The organism is Streptomyces sp. NPDC051018 (assembly GCF_044456085.1).
Taxonomy (GTDB): Bacteria; Actinomycetota; Actinomycetes; order Streptomycetales; family Streptomycetaceae; genus Streptomyces.
The window spans coordinates 29,360-49,765 of the sequence record NZ_JBITFN010000004.1; the positions used below are offsets into that span (position 1 = coordinate 29,360).

At 70.4% G+C, this 20,406-nt stretch carries 17 protein-coding genes; 11 read left to right on the top strand and 6 right to left on the bottom strand.

Going from position 1 to position 20,406, the window contains the following annotated elements:
* Window positions 1-95: 95 nt before the first annotated feature.
* Complete coding sequence (gene hutI, locus ACIBCM_RS09010) at window positions 96-1,298, top strand: imidazolonepropionase (protein WP_399241315.1); 1,203 nt, start codon at window positions 96-98, stop codon at window positions 1,296-1,298.
* Entirely contained in the window at window positions 1,291-4,002 is a 2,712-nt protein-coding gene (locus ACIBCM_RS09015) for an aminotransferase class I/II-fold pyridoxal phosphate-dependent enzyme (protein WP_399241316.1), read from the top strand. The genes hutI and ACIBCM_RS09015 overlap by 8 nt, the downstream gene beginning before the upstream one ends.
* A gap of 303 nt (window positions 4,003-4,305) precedes the next feature.
* On the opposite strand, the gene hutG is transcribed toward ACIBCM_RS09015, so the two are convergent.
* From hutG to ACIBCM_RS09030, 3 genes are all read right to left on the bottom strand, one after another.
* A complete protein-coding gene (gene hutG / locus ACIBCM_RS09020) occupies window positions 4,306-5,247 on the bottom strand; it encodes a formimidoylglutamase (protein ID WP_399241317.1) in 942 nt (313 codons plus the stop codon).
* A 44-nt stretch (window positions 5,248-5,291) separates the two neighbouring features.
* A complete protein-coding gene (hutU, locus tag ACIBCM_RS09025; RefSeq protein ID WP_399241318.1) occupies window positions 5,292-6,977 on the bottom strand; it encodes a urocanate hydratase in 1,686 nt (561 codons plus the stop codon).
* A 210-nt stretch (window positions 6,978-7,187) separates the two neighbouring features.
* Window positions 7,188-7,997 (bottom strand): IclR family transcriptional regulator, encoded by an 810-nt coding sequence (locus tag ACIBCM_RS09030; RefSeq protein ID WP_399241319.1) that lies wholly within the window; start codon window positions 7,995-7,997, stop codon window positions 7,188-7,190.
* Between the two features lie 271 nt (window positions 7,998-8,268).
* On the opposite strand from ACIBCM_RS09030, the gene ACIBCM_RS09035 reads away from it, so the two are divergent.
* The 9 genes from ACIBCM_RS09035 to ACIBCM_RS09075 all read left to right on the top strand — a co-directional run bounded on the left by ACIBCM_RS09035 (window position 8,269) and on the right by ACIBCM_RS09075 (window position 16,391).
* Window positions 8,269-9,222: a LysR substrate-binding domain-containing protein gene (locus ACIBCM_RS09035; protein ID WP_399241320.1), complete on the top strand. Its 954-nt coding sequence runs from the start codon at window positions 8,269-8,271 to the stop codon at window positions 9,220-9,222.
* A gap of 104 nt (window positions 9,223-9,326) precedes the next feature.
* Window positions 9,327-10,787: a 2-hydroxymuconic semialdehyde dehydrogenase gene (locus ACIBCM_RS09040; RefSeq protein WP_399241321.1), complete on the top strand. Its 1,461-nt coding sequence runs from the start codon at window positions 9,327-9,329 to the stop codon at window positions 10,785-10,787.
* 17 nt (window positions 10,788-10,804) lie between these two features.
* The gene (locus tag ACIBCM_RS09045) at window positions 10,805-11,638 is read left to right on the top strand and encodes a 2-keto-4-pentenoate hydratase (protein ID WP_399241322.1); all 834 of its coding nucleotides are present in this window, start codon (window positions 10,805-10,807) and stop codon (window positions 11,636-11,638) included.
* Window positions 11,635-12,570 (top strand): acetaldehyde dehydrogenase (acetylating), encoded by a 936-nt coding sequence (locus ACIBCM_RS09050; protein WP_399241323.1) that lies wholly within the window; start codon window positions 11,635-11,637, stop codon window positions 12,568-12,570. Before ACIBCM_RS09045 ends, ACIBCM_RS09050 begins: the two co-directional genes overlap by 4 nt.
* Window positions 12,567-13,628, top strand: a complete 1,062-nt coding sequence (dmpG, locus tag ACIBCM_RS09055) for a 4-hydroxy-2-oxovalerate aldolase (RefSeq protein WP_399241324.1) — start codon at window positions 12,567-12,569, stop codon at window positions 13,626-13,628. The genes ACIBCM_RS09050 and dmpG overlap by 4 nt, the downstream gene beginning before the upstream one ends.
* Window positions 13,625-14,422, top strand: a complete 798-nt coding sequence (locus tag ACIBCM_RS09060) for a 2-keto-4-pentenoate hydratase (RefSeq protein ID WP_399241325.1) — start codon at window positions 13,625-13,627, stop codon at window positions 14,420-14,422. The genes dmpG and ACIBCM_RS09060 overlap by 4 nt, the downstream gene beginning before the upstream one ends.
* On the top strand, window positions 14,415-14,852 hold the full coding sequence (locus ACIBCM_RS09065) for a RidA family protein (protein ID WP_399241326.1): 438 nt from the start codon (window positions 14,415-14,417) through the stop codon (window positions 14,850-14,852). The genes ACIBCM_RS09060 and ACIBCM_RS09065 overlap by 8 nt, the downstream gene beginning before the upstream one ends.
* Window positions 14,849-15,373: a 3-hydroxyanthranilate 3,4-dioxygenase gene (locus tag ACIBCM_RS09070; RefSeq protein WP_399241327.1), complete on the top strand. Its 525-nt coding sequence runs from the start codon at window positions 14,849-14,851 to the stop codon at window positions 15,371-15,373. Before ACIBCM_RS09065 ends, ACIBCM_RS09070 begins: the two co-directional genes overlap by 4 nt.
* A gap of 7 nt (window positions 15,374-15,380) precedes the next feature.
* Window positions 15,381-16,391 (top strand): amidohydrolase family protein, encoded by a 1,011-nt coding sequence (locus ACIBCM_RS09075; RefSeq protein ID WP_399241328.1) that lies wholly within the window; start codon window positions 15,381-15,383, stop codon window positions 16,389-16,391.
* A gap of 65 nt (window positions 16,392-16,456) precedes the next feature.
* On the opposite strand, the gene ACIBCM_RS09080 is transcribed toward ACIBCM_RS09075, so the two are convergent.
* The 3 genes from ACIBCM_RS09080 to ACIBCM_RS09090 are packed head-to-tail and all read right to left on the bottom strand — an operon-like array spanning window position 16,457 to window position 20,404.
* The gene (locus tag ACIBCM_RS09080) at window positions 16,457-16,951 is read right to left on the bottom strand and encodes a nuclear transport factor 2 family protein (RefSeq protein ID WP_399241329.1); all 495 of its coding nucleotides are present in this window, start codon (window positions 16,949-16,951) and stop codon (window positions 16,457-16,459) included.
* Between the two features lie 47 nt (window positions 16,952-16,998).
* Window positions 16,999-18,234: a dihydrolipoamide acetyltransferase family protein gene (locus ACIBCM_RS09085; protein ID WP_399241330.1), complete on the bottom strand. Its 1,236-nt coding sequence runs from the start codon at window positions 18,232-18,234 to the stop codon at window positions 16,999-17,001.
* Window positions 18,227-20,404 (bottom strand): thiamine pyrophosphate-dependent enzyme, encoded by a 2,178-nt coding sequence (locus ACIBCM_RS09090; protein ID WP_399241331.1) that lies wholly within the window; start codon window positions 20,402-20,404, stop codon window positions 18,227-18,229. Before ACIBCM_RS09090 ends, ACIBCM_RS09085 begins: the two co-directional genes overlap by 8 nt.
* Window positions 20,405-20,406: the final 2 nt, after the last annotated feature.

Consider the following 20,406-nt stretch of genomic DNA (forward strand, 5'->3'; position numbering starts at 1 on the left):
CGGACGAGTCCGGGCGCGGTCCTCCCGTCGCGGCGGGACAGCCAGCGCTCCCCGGCCCGAGGCGGCCGCCTCCGCGCTCACCCTGGAGTATCCGTATGGACCCGCACCACCCGCCCAGCACCCTCCTCACCAACATCGGCTCGCTGGTCACCAACGACCCCGCTCTCGGAGAGGGCCCGCTCGGGCTGCTCACCGACGCCGCGCTCCTCATCGACGGCCCCGTCATCGCCTGGGCCGGCCCCGCAGCCCGCGCCCCGGCTGCCGACGAGCGGGTGGACGTCGGCGGTCGTGCCGTGATCCCGGGCTTCGTCGACTCCCACTCCCACCTCGTCTTCGCCGGGGACCGCACCGAAGAGTTCAACGCCCGCATGTCGGGGCGTCCGTACTCCGCCGGCGGGATCCAGACCACCGTCGACGCCACCCGGGCCGCCGACCACGACCATCTGCACACGGTGGTCGGACGTCATGTGCGCGAGGCGCTGCGGCAGGGCACCACCACACTGGAGACCAAGTCCGGTTACGGCCTGACGGTGGAGGACGAGGCACGCGCCGTGTCCATCGCCGCCGCCCACACCGACGAGGTCACCTATCTCGGTGCCCACCTCGTGCCGCCGGAGTTCGCCGACGACCCGGGCGGCTACGTCGACCTGGTCACCGGGCCCATGCTGGACGCGTGCGCGCCGCACGCCCGCTGGGCGGACGTCTTCTGCGAGCAGGGCGCCTTCGACGGTGACCAGGCGCGGGCGGTCCTCACCGCGGCGGGGGCACGGGGCCTTGTACCGCGGGTCCACGCCAACCAGCTCTCCCACGGTCCCGGTGTCCAACTCGCCGTGGAGCTGGGGGCGGCATCGGCCGACCACTGCACCTACCTCACCGACGCCGACGTGGACGCCCTCGCTCAGGGGGAGACCGTCGCCACCCTGCTGCCGGGATCGGACTTCTCCACCCGCTCGCCCTACCCCGACGCCCGCCGGCTCCTCGACGCGGGCGCCACGGTGGCCCTCTCCCCCAACTGCAACCCGGGCTCGTCGTACACGAGTTCGATGGCCTTCTGTATCGCGCTGGCCGTCCGGGAAATGCGTATGACGCCCGACGAGGCGCTGTGGGCGGCGACGGCCGGGGGAGCACGCGCCCTGCGCCGTACCGACGTCGGATGCCTCTCCCCGGGGGCGCGGGCGGACCTCGTCGTCCTGGAGGCGCCCTCCCCTGTGCATCTCGCCTACCGCCCGGGGGTGCCGCTGGTCTCGGCGGTCCGGCAAGCGGGCCGCGCCTGCGAAGGGGCCCGCCCCGGTGCATGAGGTGACTGAACCGCCGACCGCCGGCACGCACAACAGCGTCGGGCAGTTGCGCGCCGACGCCTGGAGTTCGCTGGCCGACCTCGCCCGTCTGCTCTCGGCGCGGGGCCCGGACACGCAGACGGGGGTGACCGCGCGGATCGAGGAGCTGTTCGAGCTCCTGGCACCGATCGAGAACTGCTGGGCCTTCCCCGGCACGGCACGGCTGGAGGAGCTTCGCCGGCTGTACGAGGAAGGGAAACTGCAACGGCTGGCCGGGCGCGCCGAGGCCCTCGACCGCGCGCTGGGCGGCGACGGCCACCGCGGCGCCATCTCCCCCGAGGCGGTCTCGTCCGCGGTGCCGGCCTTCGAAGTCCTCGTGGTCGGCGATCCGGACCAGGTGGAGGAGGCTCTCCGCGAGGAGCTGCGCCGAATGCGCCGCGCCGAGGACGAGTTCGTCTACGAGGTCGTCGTGGCTCCGAGTTTCGAGGACGCGGTCATCGCGTCACTGGTGAACTCCAGTCTCCAGGCTGTTGTGATCCACCATCGGTTCGCCGACCGGTCCCGGCACGACCTGCGCGTGGTGCGGCGCTTCTTCGAAGGCGCCGCGGCGGTCCCGGCCTCCGCCGGCATCCCCGAGGCGGAACGGCGGCACGGCGAGGAGCGGGCCCAGGTCCTGGGCGACCAACTGCGCTCGCTCCGTCCGGAGCTGGATCTGTATCTGGTGTCCGAGGCGTCCGTGGAGACGACGGCCGGCCGGCTGGGCCGGTGCTTCAGGCGAATCTTCCACGCCCGCGAAGGACTCCTCGAACTGCATCTGTCCATCCTGCAAGGCGTCGCCGAGCGTTTCCGCGCCCCGTTCTTCACCGCACTGCGTGCCCACAGCCGGCGACCGACGGGCGTCTTCCACGCGTTGCCCGTCTCCCGTGGCACCTCGGTGGTCGGCTCCCGCTGGATACCGGAGATGGCCCGCTTCTACGGGCTGAACGTCTTCCTCGCCGAGACCTCCGCGACCTCCGGGGGGCTGGACTCCCTGCTGGCGCCCACAGGTCCGCTGCGGGAGGCGCAGGATCTGGCGGCCGCGGCGTTCGGCGCCCGGCGGACGTACTTCGTGACCAACGGCACGTCCACGGCCAACAAGATCGTCGTGCAGGCCATGGTGCGTCCCGGCGACATCGTGCTCGTGGACCGCAACTGCCACAAGTCCCACCACTACGGACTGGTGTTGGCGGGCGCCCACGTCGTCTACCTCGACGCCTATCCCCTCGACGAGTACGGCATGTCCGGAGCCGTGCCGGTGGAGGAGATCAAGCGGAAGCTCCTGATGCTGAAGCGGCACGGTGCCCTCGACCGCGTCAAGCTGCTGATGCTCACCAACTGCACGTTCGACGGCGTCGTCTACAACCCCTCCCGGGTGATGGAGGAGTGCCTGGCCCTCAAGCCGGACCTGGCGTTCCTGTGGGACGAGGCGTGGTTCGCCTTCGCCCGCTTCCACCCCGTCTACCGCAGCCGCACCGCGATGGCCGCGGCCCGCGAACTGACCGACCGCTACCACCGGGCGGGGTACGCCGAGGAGTACGCCACGCACCAGGAGCGGCTCGGTGACGACCCCGACGACGAGACGCTCCTCCGCCGGCGGCTGATGCCCGACCCGGAGCGGGTCCGGGTGCGGGTGTACGCCACCCAGTCGACGCACAAGACGCTGACGTCCCTGCGCCAGGGGTCCATGATCCACGTCTTCGACCAGGACTTCCGGCACAAGACGGCGGAGACATTCCGCGAGGCGTACATGACGCACACGTCGACGTCGCCCAACTACCAGATCCTCGCCTCCATGGACCTCGGCCGCCGGCAGGCGGTGCTGGAGGGCTTCGAACTGGTGCAGAAGCAGCTCGAACAGGCGGGAGTACTCAGGGACGCCATCGAGCAGCACCCGCTGCTCAGCCGCTACCTGCGTTTCCTCACCACCCCGGAACTGATCCCGCGCCGCTTCCGCTCCTCCGGGATCGAGCAGCCGCTGCGCACGGGGCTGGCACGGATGGGGCGGGCCTGGGAGGAGGACGAGTTCGTCCTCGACCCCGCCCGCGCGACGCTGCACATCGGGCTCACCGGGGTCGACGGAGAGACCTTCAAGCACGAGCTGCTGATGGACCGGTACGGCGTACAGGTCAACAAGACCACACGCAACACACTGCTGTTCATGACCAACATCGGTACGACGCGCAGCGCCGTCGCCTATCTCATCGAGGTGCTGGTCAAGATCGTCGAGGATCTGGAGGAGCGCGTCGGGGAGATGGCCCCGGGGGAGCGCGCCGCCCACCACCGGTCGGTGAACGGCGTCGGTAGCCGGCCCGCCGCCCTGCCGGACTTCAGCGCGTTCCACCCGGCCTTCCGCCCCGGCGCCGACACGCCCGAGGGGGACATGCGCGCGGCGTTCTTCCTCGCCTACGACGAGACCGCCTGCGAACACCTCTCAGCGGCGGAGATCACCGAGGCGCTGGCCGAAGGCCGTCCGGTCGTCTCCGCCACCTTCGTCACCCCCTACCCCCCGGGGTTCCCGGTGCTCGTGCCGGGCCAGGTGGTCAGCAAGGAGGTTCTGGCCTACATGGCGGCTCTGGACACCCGCGAGATCCACGGGTACGACCCGGCGACCGGGTACCGGGTCTTCACCGAGACCGCGCTCGGCGCGCGGCTCGCGGACGCGCGCCGGGCGCGTGGCCGGGAATGACGTGTCGCCTCCCCCTGCCGCCGCGGCGGCAGGGGGAGGCGTGTTTCCGGCAGTTCGAAACAGACTCGGAGCAGCACATGCACCGCGGATCCTGCGCGCCGGGGAGTACTTGAGCGGGCCTCGGTCCGGCTCGGCCGCCCCGACGCCGTCCTGCTCGCGGGCCGGCACTGCCTCGGCTCCGGAGCCGAAGGAGTGCCGGCGATCGTGGAGCCGGTGTGCGCGCCGGGAGCCGCGGCCGCCGGACCGCGGCTCTCGTCGCCTGTCACGGCCTCGCGGACTGTCCGGCAAGGCGCCCGCGGAGCTTCACGCCAGCGCGGTAGCCATCCGGTGGATCAGGCGAGCGCCGGCGCGGGCGGTGCGCTGGTCCACGTCGAAGTCCGGGTTCAGCTCGGCGATGTCGCAGACGGCGAGCTTCTCGCTCGCCGCCACCCGGACGCAGACCCGCTCGATGACCTCCATCGGCACCCCGTAGGCGGCGGGCGCGCTGACGCCCGGCGCGACCGCGGCCGGAAGCACGTCGAGGTCGATGCTCAGATGCACGATGTCGCAGCTCGCGAGGAACTCGTCGACGAACCTCTCGGTGCGCTCCAGGTCCGGCAGGCCGCACTCGGTGTCCGGCAGCCAGCGCACGCCGAGCCCGGCCGCGGTGCCGAACAGCCGCTGTGTGTTGCTCGGCTGGCTGACACCCAGCACCCAGTAGCCGAACGCACGTCCGTGCCGCTCCTCGCTCCGCGCCATCTGGAGAAAGGGGGTGCCGGAGCTGGGTCTGATGTCGTCGCGCAGATCGAAGTGCGCGTCGAGATTCAGCACCCCGAGACGGCATCCCTCACGCAGGGCGCGTGTCTGTTCCAGCCCGCGGTAGCTGCCGTACGCCACCTCGTGGCCGCCGCCCAGCACGATCACCGTGTGACCGCGGTCGACGAGCGAGGCGACCGCGCGTCCCAGGCGCTCCTGCCCGGCTTCCAGGACGTCCTCGCCGTCCCCGGTGACCTCGATGTCACCGGCGTCGAGTGCCCGCAGCGGCTTCGGCAGCGCCATTGACGCGAGGGCGCGGCGCAGGGCGCCCGGGCCGTCGGCGGCGCCTTGCCGGCCCTTGTTGCGGCGTACGCCCTCGTCGCTGCGGAAGCCGACGAAGGCGACCTCGCCCGGCGCCGCCTGCTCCGGGTCGAGGTGAACGGCCCGGTGCCAGCGCAGGTCCTCGGCGCCGGGGCCGTCGTCCCGTCCGGTCCACGGCGTGGCAGGCACGTCCGTGCGGACGGGTTCGTCTTCCCTCCGGGTGAGCGCGGCGCTCACTCCGCGCCGCCCGCGGTCTCTGTCATCGGGATGCGGACGCCGCGCTCCTTGGCCACCGAGGTGGCGTGCTCGTAGCCTGCGTCGACGTGCCGGACGACGCCCATGCCGGGGTCGTTGGTCAGGACGCGGGCGAGCTTTCGGGCCGCGAGTTCGGTGCCGTCGGCGATGCAGACCTGGCCGGCGTGGATGGAGCGGCCCATGCCGACACCGCCGCCGTGGTGGATGGAGACCCAGGAGGCGCCGGAGGAGGTGTTGACCAGGGCGTTGAGCAGCGGCCAGTCGGCGATGGCGTCGGAGCCGTCGAGCATCGACTCGGTCTCGCGGTAGGGCGAGGCCACGGAGCCGGAGTCGAGGTGGTCGCGGCCGATGGCGACGGGGGCGGACAGCTCGCCGGAGGCGACCATCTCGTTGAAGCGCAGGCCGGCGCGGTGCCGCTCACCGTAGCCGAGCCAGCAGATGCGGGCGGGCAGGCCCTCGAACGCCACGCGCTCGCCGGCCATCTTCAGCCAGCGGTGCAGGTGCTCGTTCTCCGGGAACAGTTCCATGACGGCCTTGTCGGTGGCCTCGATGTCCTTCGGGTCACCGGAGAGAGCGGCCCAGCGGAACGGGCCGAGGCCCTCCTCGAACAGCGGCCGGATGTGGGCCGGCACGAACCCCGGGAAGTCGAACGCCCGCTGGTAGCCGGCCTTGCGGGCCTCGTCGCGGATCGAGTTGCCGTAGTCGAAGACCTCGGCGCCGGCGTCGAGGAAGCCGACCATCGCCTCGACGTGCCTGGCCATGGCGGCGCGGGAGCGCTCGGTGAAGTCGGCGGGATCCCGGCGGGCCTGCTCGTGCCACTCCTCCACGCTCACGCCGACGGGGAGGTAGGCCAGCGGGTCGTGTGCGCTGGTCTGGTCGGTGACGATATCGATGGGGGCGCCGCGCTCCAGCAGTTCGGGGAAGACCTCGGCCGCGTTGCCGAGCAGGCCGATGGAGAGAGGCTCGCGGGCGTCGCGTGCCTCGACGGCGAGGCGGAGGGCGTGGTCGATGTCGTCGGCGGCGACGTCGAGGTAGCGGTGGGCGATGCGGCGCTCGATACGCGTCGGGTCGACGTCCACACAGATGGCCACACCGTCGTTCATGGTGACGGCCAGCGGCTGGGCGCCACCCATGCCGCCGAGACCGGCGGTGAGGGTGATGGTGCCGGCCAGGCTGCCGCCGAACTTCTTGCGGGCCACGGCGCCGAACGTCTCGTACGTGCCCTGGAGGATGCCCTGGCTGCCGATGTAGATCCACGAACCGGCCGTCATCTGGCCGTACATCGTGAGGCCACGGGCCTCCAGCGACCGGAACTCCTCCCAGTTGGCCCAGTCGCCGACCAGGTTGGAGTTGGCCAGCAGCACGCGCGGGGCCCACTCGCTGGTGCGCATCACACCGACGGGCTTGCCGGACTGCACCAGCAGCGTCTCGTCGTCCTTCAGCGTCTTCAGCGTTCGGACGATGGCGTCGTACGCCTCCCGGTTGCGGGCCGCCTTTCCGGTGCCGCCGTAGACGACGAGGTCCTCGGGGTGCTCGGCGACCTCGGGGTCGAGGTTGTTCATGAGCATGCGCAGGGCGCCTTCCTGCTGCCAGCCGAGGCAGTTGAGTTCGGTGCCGCGCGGGGCCCGGACGACACCCGGTGTCTCGGAGGAAACGCTGGTCATGTGCACTCCTTGTGGAGGGATGGGGTGGTAGCCCCCTCATCACACGGCAGCGGCGGGTGCCGGACCAGCGGCATGGCGCGCGTTTCTCGGATCCGAGACCGTTTCCCCGTACCGCGGCATCAGCCTCCTCGTGGCCCGCCGCACCGGGAACCGGCCGGCGGGAGGACCGGCGCCCCCTGAGTCCGGGCGAGGGCCAACGGTCCTCCCGCCTCAAGCGGTCGCCGGCGGGTGGCCCGAGACGGCCGCGGTGAGCCGAGCGGCAGCGTGGCGCAGGGCGTCCCGCACCTCATCGACGTCGTGCCGGGGGTGGCGGCGGCGCCAGGTGGTGCTGAGGGCCGCGATGGGCCGCTCATGGTGATCGAACGCCGCCACCCCCATCGAGCAGAACCCCCGGGTGACCAGTTCGGCCTCCTGCGACCAGCCGCGCTCACGCTCCCGGGCCAGCTCCTCCACGAGTCCCGCCAGCGTGCGCGGCCCCTTGCCCGTGCGGGTGGTCAGATCACCCGGCCGGGGGAAGAGCGCCCGCACCTGCGCCTTGGGGGAGTGGGCGAGGATGGCGCGTCCGTTGGCCGTGAGGTGGGCCGGCAGGCGTACGCCGACGTCGGTGACGAGGGCGATGTCGATGTCGCCGGCCCGGCCCGCGGGCGGCCGTTCCTTGAGCAGGTACACCGTCTCCGCGCCGTGCAGGATGCCCAGGTGCACCGTCTGGCCCAGCCCGCGCGCGAGGGTACGCAGGATGGGCCTGGCCAGCCGCTCCAGGGGCTCGTGGCGCAGATAGGCGGAGCCCACCTCGAATGAGGTGACCCCCAGCCCGTACGCCTTCTCCGTCGGCACATAGGTGACGAAGCCGCGGTCGGCCAGAACCGTGAGGATGTGGTACACGGAGGACCGCGGGATGTCGAGGTCACGGGCGAGCGTCGCGGCCTGGACCAGACCGGGGCGCGCGGCGAGGTACATCAACATGTCCAGCGCCCGGCCGACGGCCGGTGACGCGCTCGACGACGCCTCGCGTTCGTTCACCGGGCCACCTCTTGACACTTCTGTACGAAACAGCAATGTACAGGGCGCCTCCTCACGGCACCGCCTCCTGCCAACACACCCTCGGAATGACGTTTCCGCAGGTCGGAGGAGTTCGCCAGATGGAGCGGGCCGGACTCGAAGCAATCCGAGCGGCACGTCTCACCCGCGACCTCACCAAAGCGCCCGTTTCATCCCTCGTGTCGTTTCCACCGATCCCCGAGGTGTCGGGAGGGGCCCCGGCACGCCCTCGGGGGCATGTCACGCTGAGAGCATGGACCACGAAAGACTGCTGGACGGGCGCCTGAAGCTTCGGCATCTGGTACTGCTGACCACCATCGCCGACCACGGCAGTGTGCTGCGGGCCGCCGAGCAGCTCCGGGTGACGCAGCCGGTCGTCACGCGCGGGCTGCGGGAGCTGGAGACCATCCTCGGCGTGGAGGTCTTCGAGAGGCTTCCGCGAGGTGTCTCTCCCACCGTCTACGGTCAGGCGTTCATCCAGTACGCGCGGGCGATCCTGGCGCAGGTGCGGCAGGCGGGGCGGCACGTGGCCGAGCTGCGCGACGCGCATGCCGGCAGGGTGATCGTGGGGACTCATCTCGCGGGGGCCAATGTCCTGCTGCCGCGAGCGATCGTGCGGATGAAGCAGGAGCGCCCCCACGTGACCGTGGTCGTCAAGGAGGCGACGCCGGACGTGCTCACCGCCGACCTGCTGACCGGCGGCATCGATCTGATGGTCGGGCGGCTGACGCCGTCCGACGAGAGCGGCCTCGTCCACCAGACCCGGCTGTACACCGAACCGATCCGGCTGGTCACCCGGGCCGGGCACCCGGCGCTGGGGCTGGCGGCACCGAGGCTGGCGGATCTGCTCGGCTATCCGTGGATCCTCCCCGTGGGGGAGACGGCGCTCCGGGGCGAGCTGGACAGGACCTTCTTCGACGAAGGGCTTCAGCTGCCCGCCGACCGGGTGGAGTGCACCTCGATCCTCACCTTGCGGAGCATCCTGCTGGACACGGACGCCATCGCGGCTCTGCCGCTGCTGATCGCGCGGGAGGACACGCAGCTCGCGATGCTCTCCACACCTCTGGAGACCGTCCGACGGCTGGTCGGAGTCACTCGGTCCCGCGATTCCGTGGCGAGCCCGGGCTCCGCCCTGCTGCTGCACCATCTGAGGGAGGTGGGCAGGAGCATTCGCGAGGCCTTGGATCAGCCTCCCGAGAATTCTTGACATGCCCGTTCAGGCATACATGAGGACCAATTTGGCATTGGACGGGCATAGTCAGGTCTGACCACGATGAACGCAGTCATCGGGAAACCCCCAGGGAGATGGACATGACTGCGCCCCCCGGTCTGAGGAACTTCGTCGACAACCGGTTTGTCGACGGCGTCGCGCACTTCGACAAGATCAGCCCGGTGGACGGCTCGCTCGTCGCCCAGGTGCACGAAGCGGGCCGGGAAGTGGTGGACCGTGCCGTCGAGGCGGCCCGGCGTGCTCTCGAAGGCCCATGGGGGCGGTCCACGGTCGGCGAACGAGCGGCGCTGCTCCGCAGGATCGCGGACCGGATCGAGGAGCGCTCCGACGAACTGCTGGCCGCCGAAATCGCCGACACCGGCAAGCCGACCGCCCTGGCCCGCCAGGAAGTCGCCCGCGCGGCGGCGAACTTCCGGACGTTCGCCGATGTGGTCGCGGCGACCGGCATGGACTCCTTCATGACCGAGCTGCCGGAGGGACGGCGCGCGTTGAACTACGCGCTGCGCCGGCCCCTGGGTGTGGTGGCCGTGATCGTGCCGTGGAATCTTCCGCTGCTGCTCCTGACCTGGAAGGTGGCCCCCGCCCTCGCCTGCGGGAACACCGTGGTGGTCAAGCCCTCGGAGGAGACTCCGTCGTCGGCCTCGCTCCTCGCGGAGATCATGGTGGAGGCGGGCGTGCCGAAGGGTGTCTTCAATGTGGTGCACGGTTTCGGTACCGGTTCCACCGGTGAGTTCCTGACCGCGCACCCGGCGGTGGACGGCATCACCTTCACCGGGGCGTCGGCGACCGGCGCCGCCATCATGCGCGCCGCGGCGCCCCAGGTGCGTCCGGTCTCCTTCGAACTCGGCGGCAAGAACGCCGCGCTGGTCTTCGCCGACGCGGATCTCGACCGTGCTGTGGAGGGACTGGCACGGTCGGTGTTCACCAACACCGGCCAGGTGTGTCTGTGCACCGAACGCGTGTATGTCGAAGCCTCCGTGTTCGAGGAGGTGGCGCTGGGACTCGCGCAGCGCGCCCGGGAACTGAGGTTCGGGCGCCCCGACGACCCCCTGACCACCACCGGCCCGCTGATCTCGCTCAAGCACCGGGAGAAGGTGCTCGGCTACTACCGGCTCGCCGAGCAGGAGGGGGCCCACTGCCTGGCCGGCGGCGGGGTTCCCGAACTGGGTGGCGGTCTCGACGCCGGCGCCTGGATCGAGCCCGCGTTGTGGACCGGTCTCGACAACCGGCACAGAGTGGCGCGGGAGGAGATCTTCGGACCGGCCGCCGTGCTCATCCCGTTCACCGGGGAAGACGAGGCCGTACGGCTCGCCAACGACACTCCGTACGGTCTCGCCGCCGCCGTCTGGACACGGGACCTGGAACGAGGGCACCGCGTCGCCGGGCGGATGCGGGTGGGCATGTCATGGGTGAACACCTGGTATCTGCGCGACCTCCGTTCGCCGTTCGGGGGAGCCGGGATGTCCGGCATCGGCCGTGAGGGCGGCACGCACTCACTCCACTTCTACAGCGAGCCGACCAACGTCTGTGTGGCGCTGTGACCGGCGGAAAGGAAGCCATGGATCACATTTCGGCCACGGGCACCGCCGTGCGGAGGGCCGCCGAACGGCTGCGCGAAGCCGCGCGCCTGTCCCGGCCGTGCTCTCCGGTACGGGAGCTCATCGGCCCGTCAGACCTCGACGCCGCCTATGCCGTACAGGAGGCTGTCGTACGCGAACGGGTGGCCGGCGGCCGCCGGGTCGTCGGGCACAAGATCGGGCTCACCTCGCCCGCCGTGCAGAGCCAGTTCGGGGTCTTCCAGCCCGATTTCGGCGTACTGCTCGACGACATGGCGTACGCGGACGGCGAGGAGATTCCGCTCGACCGTCTGCTTCAGCCCAGAGTGGAGGCCGAGGTCGCCTTCGTGCTCGGCCGGGACGTGGAGTACGGGGCAACGGTGGCGGAGATCCTGCGGGCCACGGAGTTCGTCCTGCCCGCGATCGAGATCGTCGACTCCCGCATCGCCGGCTGGGACATCACCATCACCGACACGGTGGCGGACAACGCCTCCAGCGGGGCCTTCGTGCTCGGTACGACGCCCCGCCGGGTCCAGGACGTCGATCTGACCGGGCTCGGCATGGTGCTCGAACACGGCGGAGAGCCGGCGTCCACGGGAGTGGGAGCCGCCTGCCTGGGCTCGCCGGCTGTCGCGGCGACATGGCTCGCCCGCGAACTCGCCCGCCGGGGATCCCCGCTGCGCGCGGGCGAGGTGGTCCTCTCCGGCGCTCTGGGACCGATGGTGCAGGTCACACACCCCGGGGTGTACCGGGCCCGGATGGACGGACTGGGCGAGGTGAGCGCGGTGTTCGCCGACCCGGATCCCGCCCCCGGCACTGAAGGGAACCACCAGTGAAGATCCCCGCCGCCATCATCGGGTCCGGCAACATCGGCACCGATCTGATGTTCAAGGTCAAGCGGCTTTCCGAACGGCTCGAGGTCACCGCGTTCGTCGGTATCGACCCGGCGTCCGACGGTCTGGCGCGAGCGCGTCGGCTCGGGGTCGCGACGTCCGACGAGGGCGTCCACGGACTGGCCTCCATGCCGGAGTTCCCCGACGTGCGGATCGTCTTCGACGCCACCTCGGCAGCGGCCCACCAGCGGAACCTGGAGGTCGTCCGGGCGCACGGCAAACTGATGGTCGACCTCACTCCGGCCGCCGTCGGCCCGTATGTCGTCCCGCCGGTCAACCTCGACGACCATCTCGGCGCGGATGTCGTCAACATGGTCACCTGCGGCGGCCAGGCGACCGTGCCGGTGGTGGCAGCGGTCTCCGCGGTCGTCCCGGTGGCGTACGCGGAGATCGTCGCCTCCATCGCGTCGAAGTCCGCGGGGCCCGGGACCCGCGCCAACATCGACGAGTTCACCCGGACCACGGCGGCGGCGCTGCGGAGCGTGGGCGGCGCCGGTGAGGCGAAAGCCATCATCGTGCTCAATCCCGCTTCTCCTCCTATGGTCATGAGGGACACGGTGTACTGCCTCGTGGAGCACACGGGGCCCCTGGACCGGGCGGCGGTGAACGCGTCGGTCGTCGCCATGGTGGACGAGGTACGCCGCTATGTGCCCGGCTACCGGCTCAAGCAGGACGTCCAGTTCGATCCGGTCGACGAGCCGTGGCTGCCCGCGCTGGGCAGGCCCTTCACGGGCACCAGGGTTTCGGTCTTCCTGGAGGTCTCCGGTGCCGGGCACTATCTGCCCGACTACGCCGGAAACCTCGACATCATGACCTCCGCGGCCCTGCGCACCGCGGAACGTCTCGTGGAACTGCGCGGCTGGGAGACGGCATGAGAGAGCCACGGCCCTCGACCCCACACCGGGTGTACGTCCAGGACGTGACCCTCCGCGACGGCATGCACGCCGTGGCCCACCGGTTCACCCCCGAACAGGTCGGGCGGATCGCCGCGGCGCTGGACGCCGCCGGAGTGTCCGCCATCGAGGTCGCACACGGCGACGGGCTCGCCGGTTCGAGCGTGACCTACGGTCAGGGAGCGGCCTCGGACGCGGCCTGGATCTCGGCAGCCGCCGAGGTCATGACCCGCGCCCGGCTGACCACCCTGCTGTTGCCCGGTATCGGCACCGTCGACGACCTCCGGGCCGCCCACGACCTGGGGGTGACAAGCGTACGGGTGGCCACCCACTGCACCGAGGCGGACATAGCGGCCCAGCACATCGGCTGGGCGCGCGATCACGGCATGGACGTGTCGGGTTTCCTGATGATGAGCCACATGACGACGCCTTCGCGGCTCGCCGAACAGGCCAAGCTCATGGAGTCCGCCGGCGCCCACTGCGTCTATGTCACCGACTCGGGCGGCCGGCTCACGATGCGGGACGTCGGGGAGCGGGTCGCCGCCTACCGTCAAGTCCTCGACGCGGGTACGGAGATCGGAATCCACGCGCACGAGAACCTCTCCCTGAGCGTGGCCAACAGCGTCACCGCGGTCGAGCACGGTGCCCTGCGGGTGGACGCCTCCCTCGCCGGGCACGGCGCGGGTGCCGGGAACTGCCCGATCGAGGCGTTCGTGGCCGTGGCCGACCTGCTCGGCTGGGAGCACGGCTGTGATCTGTTCGTGCTCCAGGACGCGGCCGACGACCTGGTCCGTCCCCTCCAGCAACGCCCGGTGCGTGTCGACCGGGAGACTCTGACCCTGGGATACGCCGGGGTGTACTCCAGTTTCCTGCTGCACGCGGAGCGGGCCGCCGAACGTTACGGGCTCGATGTGCGCAGCATTCTCGTCGAGCTGGGCCGACGTCAGATGGTGGGCGGCCAGGAGGACATGATCGTGGACGTAGCCCTGGACCTGCTCGCGGAACGTGTGAGCACCCCCGGATCGGAGGTGACGGCGTGACCGCCCGGCTCTCGCCCGCCGAACTGGCGAAACGGCTCGACGCGGCGGCGCTGAACGCCACCGCCATCCCGCAACTGTCCGCGAGCGATTCCCTGTCCCTGGGCGAGGCCCACGCCGTCCAGCGCGCACTCGTCGACCGGCGCGTCGCACGCGGGGAACGCCGGGTGGGTGTGAAGCTCGGCTTCACCAGCCGCGCCAAGGCCGCACAGATGGGCGTTTCCGATGTGATCATCGGGGAACTGACGTCCGGGATGCTCGTACCCGACGGGGGACGGCTGGACCTGGGGCGCTTCGTGCACCCCCGGGTGGAACCCGAGGTCGCGTTCCGGCTGGGCCGTGCGGTCTCCCCGGACGAGCCCCCGCATTCCGCCGTGACGGCGATCAACGCGGTCGCCCCCGCCCTGGAGATCATCGACTCCCGCTACCGGGACTTCCGATTCAGCCTGCCCGACGTGATCGCCGACAACACCTCGGCCGCGGCCGTCGTGGTGGGAAGGTGGCGTCCGCCGGGGACCGGCATCGGCAACCGAGGAGTGGTTCTCACCGTCGACGGCCGGGCCGTCGGCTTCGGCTCCACGGCCGCGATTCTCGGCGATCCCCTGCGCGCGCTCGGCGCGGCCGTGCGCATGGCGGCCTCGTACGGCCTGGCGCTGCCGGCCGGGACGGTGATCCTGGCAGGGGCGGCCACGGAAGCGGTCGCCCTGTCGGCCGGGACCGTCGTCGAGGCGGCGATCACCGGCCTCGGCCGCGTCACCGTGTCCGTCACGCCGGCCGAAGGGTCCGGGAATGACTGACGCCCGGCTGGTCCCGGGGAAGGCCACCCCCCGCGGACGTTTCCCCCATGTGAGGGTGGCCGGTGACCTCGTCTTCGTCTCGGGCACCAGCAGCCGCCGGCCCGACAACTCGATCGCCGGCGCCGAAGCCGACGACATGGGCACAACCCGGCTCGATATCCGGGAGCAGACCCGGGCGGTGATCGAGAACATCCGCGACATCCTGCGCGACGTCGGCTGCGACCTCGGGGATATTGCGCAAGTAACCACATATCTGACCAATATGAACGACTTCGGCGGCTACAACGACGTCTACGGTTCGTACTTCGACGAGAGCGGGCCCACTCGCACCACAGTCGCCGTACACCAGCTGCCGCACCCGCATCTCCTCATCGAGATCCAGGCCGTCGCGCACCGCGCCCGCCACACAGCACAGGAGCACCAGCCATGAGCGACATCCCAGAGGTCCACGACTTCAGCAAGTGGGTCCGAGAACACGGGCATCTCCTCAGACCGCCGGTCAACAACCGCCAGATGTGGGAGGGGACCGGCGACTTCATCGTGCAGGTGGTCGGCGGGCCCAACCAGCGGACCGACTTCCACGTCGATCCTTACGAGGAGTGGTTCTACCAGGTCAAGGGCAATATGCACGTCAATCTCATCGTCGAGGGGGGTGTGCGTACGGTACAGATCCGCGAAGGTGAGATGTGGCTGCTCCCCGGTGACGTCCCGCATTCGCCGCAGCGGCCCGAAGAAGGGTCCATCGGCCTCGTCATCGAACGAGTCCGCGAGGAGGGGACTCTGGAGAAGTTCCAGTGGTACTGCCCCCACTGCCAAGGCCTCGTCCACGAGGTCGAACTCCAGGTGCGTGACATCGTCCAGGACCTCCCGCCGGTCTTCGAGGCCTTCTACCGGGACGAGGCGGCACGTACCTGCGCCGCGTGCGGAACCCTCCACCCGGGCAAGGGCTGACCGCCTCATGAAGACGATCGACGTTCACACGCACTATGTGCCCCGCGGCTGGCCCGATCTCGCACGGGCCGCCGGAGGCGGTGACGACTGGCCCTGGCTGCGGGCGGACTCCGAACGCGATGCGTGCATCATGATCCGGTCCCAGGAGTTCCGCAGGATCCGGAACGACTGCTGGGACGCGGAGGCGCGGCTCGCCGACATGGACGCCGATGGCGTCGACATCCAGGTGGTGTCGCCCACCCCGGTCTTCTTCTCCTACACACGGCCCGCGGTCCAGGCGCTGAAGGTGTCACGTATCTTCAACGATCTGGCCCTGGAGATCTGCGCGCCGGCACCCGACCGCCTGCTTCCGTTCTGTCAGGTCCCGCTCCAGGACACCGATGCCGCCTGTGCCGAGGTGGACCGCTGTCTGGCGGCGGGGCACCTCGGCGTGGAGATCGGCAATCACGTCGGCGACCGTGATCTCGACGATGAGGGTGTCGTCACCTTCCTCCAGCACTGCGCCGAGGTCGGGGCCCCGGTGCTGGTGCATCCGTGGGACATGCCGAGTTCCGCCCGTCTCGACCGGTGGATGGCCCAGTGGCTTGTCGGCATGCCGGCGGAGACACATCTGTCCGTCCTCTCCCTGATCCTCGGAGGAGCGTTCGACCGCATTCCCGAGTCCCTGCGGATCTGCTTCGCCCACGGCGGCGGTTCGTTCCCCTTCTGGGTCGGCCGCGCGGACAACGCCTGGCACCGGAGACCCGATGTCGTGGGAACCTCCGAGCACCCGCCTTCCCACTATCTGAACCGGTTCAGCGTCGACTCGGTCGTCTTCGACGACCGGGCGCTGCGGCTGCTGGTGGACACCATGGGAGCCGAGCGCGTCATGGTGGGCAGCGACTATCCGTACCCGTTCGGGGAGCGCCCCGTCGGCCATGTGGTGCGTAAGGCGGACTTCCTCGACGACGCCTCCCGCGAACTCCTGCTCGGCGGCAACGCCGCCAGATTCCTGGGACGGGCACTCGTTGCCCGGTGAGGAAGGGAACAGTAAGGTGGCCGCCCTCCTTAGGGAGGGCGGCCACCTTCTGCGTCGGGCCGTTCTCAGCGGGACCCGATGTCGCTCGCCTTCACCGGCACGGCACGGGACTCGACCTCGATGGTGCGGCGGGAGAGCCGCCATCTGCCGTCCTCGCACTTGGTGAAGGTGTCGAGGTAGCGGCCGAAGGACCAGAGGAAGGGCCCGTTCTCCCCCTTGTCGATCCGGGTCAGATACGAGGTACTGGTCGCGCTGTCACCGTCGACCTCGATCAGCGGATCGCCCACCAGATGCTTGTGGAAGTGCGCGGGCGCGTGCGAGTGGCCCGGGATGAACGCGGCCAGGGCGTCACGGCTGGTGTGCCGTACCCGCACGACACGGCCGGTCTCGGAGACCTCTGCCATTTCGAAGACGGCGTCCTGGACGAAGCAGTCGAGCCAGGTCTCGTGATCACCGTAGTCGAGCGTGATCGCGAGCCGGAACAGCGTCTTGAGGATCGCCGACTCGGCCTCCAGCGTCTCCACGCGCCTGGCGAGGTTCTCCAGCGTGGCCTCTGTCATTGTTTCGCCTTCTTTCTCTGTGGATCCAAGGGGATTCTGGCCGGTAGTCAGACGAGCAGACTCAGCGGGTGCTCGACGGCGTCGACGAAGGCCGCGAGCCACTTCGCCGCGACGGCGCCGTCCACCGGCCGGTGGTCGACCGACAGCGTCACGCGCATGACCGTGCCGGGCACGATCCGGCCGTCCTCGACCATCGGCTCCTCGCGGGCCGCCCCGACGGCGAGTATCGCGGCCTGGGGCGGATTGAGGATCGCCGCGAACTCCTCGGTGCCGAACATGCCGAGGTTGGAGACGGTCAGGCTGCCGCCCTCCAGTTCGTGCTGCCTGAGCCGGCCCGCCTCGGCACGGTCACGGGCGTCGCGCGCGGCCACCGCGAGCGCGGTGACCGTCAGCGTCTCCACACCGCGCAGTACCGGGGTGAGCAGACCTCTCCCGCTCGCGACGGCCACCGCGATGTCGACGGAGCGGTACTGCCGTACCGCGTCCTCGGTCCAGATCACGTTCATCTCGGGTACGGCGGTGTGCGCGACGGCGGCCGCCTTGACGACCAGGTCGTTGACGGAGATCCGGACGGTGGCCCGCTCGTTGATCTCACGGCGCAGTTCGAGGAGCCGGTCGACCCGGCACGTGGCCCGCAGGTAGAAATGCGGGGCCTGCTGCTTGCTCAGGGTCAGCCGTTCCGCTACCGCGCGGCGGACACGGGAGTGGGGCTCATCGGTGAAGTCCGCCGCCACGTCCCTCCCGGGGACGACCGGGGCGGCGGGCGCCGCGGTTTCCGCCGCCCTGCGGCCGACGGCGGTGGCGGCCTCCACGTCCCGGCGTACGATCCGGCCGCCCGGCCCGGTGCCCGTGATCTCGTCGATCGCGAGACCGTGTTCCCGGGCCAGCCTGCGGGCCAGGGGGCTGGCAAAAACGCGTTCTCCCGGGACCGCTCCGTGGGCGCCCTGCGGCGCCCGGGGGGCCGGGTCCGGGGCGTGCTCCTCTGAGCCGGCCGCGGCGACCCCCCATCCGGCCAGCAACGCGTCGAGGTCCCCGACCGGCTCCCCCACATCCCCGAGCACCGCGATGGGCGTGCCCACCGCAACGGTGGCTCCGGCCTCCACCAGGGGCCTCAGGATCACCCCGCCCCGCTCGGCCTCGACGTCGACGGCGGCCTTCTCGGTCTCCACCGCGGCGATGGTCTCACCCGCCTGGAACTCCTCCCCGGGTCCGACCAGCCAGCTTTGGAGAGTCGCCTCGGTGGACCCGGCGAGCACTTCGGGCATGCGCATGAGCTCAGCCATCGGCCAGTTCCTTCAGCTTGGCGACGATCTCGGCGGTCTGGGCGATGGCGGCGCGCTCCAGCACCTTGCTGATGCTGGGAGACGCCTCGCCTCCGGTCACACGGGCGATCGGCGCGTCGAGGTGGTCGAAGAACCTGCGCTGGATCTCGTCCGCCAGCCATCCGCCGTAGGACGCGCCGACGGTCCCCTGCTCGGCGATGAGAACCCGGTTGGTCTTGCGGATGCTGTCCCCGATGGTCTCCCAGTCGATGCTGGCCCGGTCGAGCCAGCGGAGGTCGATGACTTCCGCGTCGGCCTGGGGAACCTGTTCGACGGCTTCGAGTACGAAGTTCGTCATCTGAAGGTATGTCAGGATCGTGAGACCGCTGCCGGAGCGGCGTACCGCCGCCTTCCCCACCGGCAGGCAGTAGTCGAAGTCGTCGACCGGGCCGATGCCGGTGCTGTTGTACAGGTCCACGTGTTCCAGGACCACGACCGGGTCCTTGCACCGCAGTGCCGAGTTCATCAGCCCGACGTAGTCGAAGGGGGTCGACGGTGCGACGATCCGCCATCCCGGGCTGGTCGCGAGAACACCGGCCGGATCCATCGAGTGCTGTGACCCGTAGCCGGTGCCCATGGCGACCTTGCTCCTCAGCACCAGCGGCACGTCCGAACGACCGCCGAACATATGGCGGGCCCTGCCGATCTGGTTGAACAGCTGGTCGGCCGCGACCCACATGAAGTCGGCGTACATGAACTCGACGACGGGCTTGCATCTACCGTCGAGCGCGATGCCTCCGGCGAGTCCGGCGAAGGCGTTCTCGCTGATGGGAGTGCCGAGAAGCCGACCGGGAAAGGCTTCGCGGATACCACGGGTGGCACCGTTGGTACCACCGTTGAGCCGGTGCACGTCCTCGCCCATGACGACGATCGTCGAATCGGTCGCCATCCTGCGCCGCATCACCCCGGCGACGGCGCTGATGAACTTCTGTTCCCCGACCTCTCCGGTGAAGGTGTCGGTATCGGCGGTGTACGCGCCGTCGAACTCGCTCAGGTCGCCGCGTATGCCGACCTCGGCGAAGGATGTGTCGGGCCACTCGGACTGCTTGATCCGGCGCTGTCCCGGCTCACCGCCGGGCAGTTGCTCCAGCAAGACCTCGCCGAGTGAGGCCATGACTCCCTGGGCGTTGGCGGTCAGCTCCGCGTACTGCTCGGAGGTGAGGATTCCACGCCGCAGAAGGTGGGACGCGACCTGGGCGATGGGGTCGCGTCCGCGCCACTCGGCTTCCTCGGCCTTGGGCCGGTAGCCGAACGCGCTGCCGGGGACACCTCCGTTCTGATGGAAGTAGCGGTAGACGTCCGCCTCCACGACCGTCGGCCCGCTGCCGGCACGCATGTGGTCGACGGCGGCCACCATGGTGGCGTACACGGCCAGCGGGTCCATCCCGTCGACTTTCCAACTGGCGATGCCGAAGCCGGGTCCGCGCCCGGACAGGCGCGGCTCGGCCGTCACCTCGTCCACATGGGTGGAGACGGCGTACTGGTTGTTCTCGATGAAGAAGCAGACCGGCAGCTTCCAGGCGCCGGCGAGATTCATCGTCTCCAGCGTCGAGCCGATGTTGACCGCGCCGTCGCCGAAGTAGGTCACCGAGACCTCCTCCGTACCGGCGAACCGGTGGGACCAGGCGTAGCCCGCCGCGGTCGGGACACCGCCGCCGACGATCGCGTTCGTGCCGATCGCGCCGGCCTCCAGCCACTGGAGGTGCATCGAGCCCCCCCGGCCGCCGCTGAATCCGCGGGCCAGCCCGCAGATCTCCGCGAGCGTACGCAGCAGAACGTCGCGCAACTCGTCCTCGGCTGGAGCGAGCAGATCGAAGTCCGGGGCGACGTACTGGATCGCCTTGGCCAGGAACTGATGATGTCCGCGGTGGGATCCGTTGACCGTGTCCTGGCCGGTGAGGGCCAGCACACTGCCCACGGCCCCGGCCTCCTGGCCGATGCTCGAATGGACCGGGCCGTGGACGAGACCCGCTGCGGCGAGGTCGAGAACGTACTCCTCGAACGCGCGGATGAGGATCATCATGTCGAGCATCCGGCGCAGCAGCAGCGGATCGGCGGCGTCCCAGTCGGCGTCGGTCGTACTGATGCGCACCCACTGCGCACCGGGTGCGAGGCTCTCCTGTGTGGTCATGG

Excerpts from the sequence above, each read along its gene's own strand:
- hutI (WP_399241315.1), top strand. The coding sequence starts at position 96 with ATGGACCCGCACCACCCGCCCAGCACCCTCCTCACCAACATCGGCTCG.
- hutU (WP_399241318.1), bottom strand. The coding sequence starts at position 6,977 with ATGACCAGCGTTTCCTCCGAGACACCGGGTGTCGTCCGGGCCCCGCGC.
- ACIBCM_RS09035 (WP_399241320.1), top strand. The coding sequence starts at position 8,269 with ATGGACCACGAAAGACTGCTGGACGGGCGCCTGAAGCTTCGGCATCTG.
- ACIBCM_RS09040 (WP_399241321.1), top strand. The coding sequence starts at position 9,327 with ATGACTGCGCCCCCCGGTCTGAGGAACTTCGTCGACAACCGGTTTGTC.
- ACIBCM_RS09045 (WP_399241322.1), top strand. The coding sequence starts at position 10,805 with ATGGATCACATTTCGGCCACGGGCACCGCCGTGCGGAGGGCCGCCGAA.
- dmpG (WP_399241324.1), top strand. The coding sequence starts at position 12,567 with ATGAGAGAGCCACGGCCCTCGACCCCACACCGGGTGTACGTCCAGGAC.
- ACIBCM_RS09065 (WP_399241326.1), top strand. The coding sequence starts at position 14,415 with ATGACTGACGCCCGGCTGGTCCCGGGGAAGGCCACCCCCCGCGGACGT.
- ACIBCM_RS09070 (WP_399241327.1), top strand. The coding sequence starts at position 14,849 with ATGAGCGACATCCCAGAGGTCCACGACTTCAGCAAGTGGGTCCGAGAA.
- ACIBCM_RS09075 (WP_399241328.1), top strand. The coding sequence starts at position 15,381 with ATGAAGACGATCGACGTTCACACGCACTATGTGCCCCGCGGCTGGCCC.
- ACIBCM_RS09080 (WP_399241329.1), bottom strand. The coding sequence starts at position 16,951 with ATGACAGAGGCCACGCTGGAGAACCTCGCCAGGCGCGTGGAGACGCTG.
- ACIBCM_RS09085 (WP_399241330.1), bottom strand. The coding sequence starts at position 18,234 with ATGGCTGAGCTCATGCGCATGCCCGAAGTGCTCGCCGGGTCCACCGAG.
- ACIBCM_RS09090 (WP_399241331.1), bottom strand. The coding sequence starts at position 20,404 with ATGACCACACAGGAGAGCCTCGCACCCGGTGCGCAGTGGGTGCGCATC.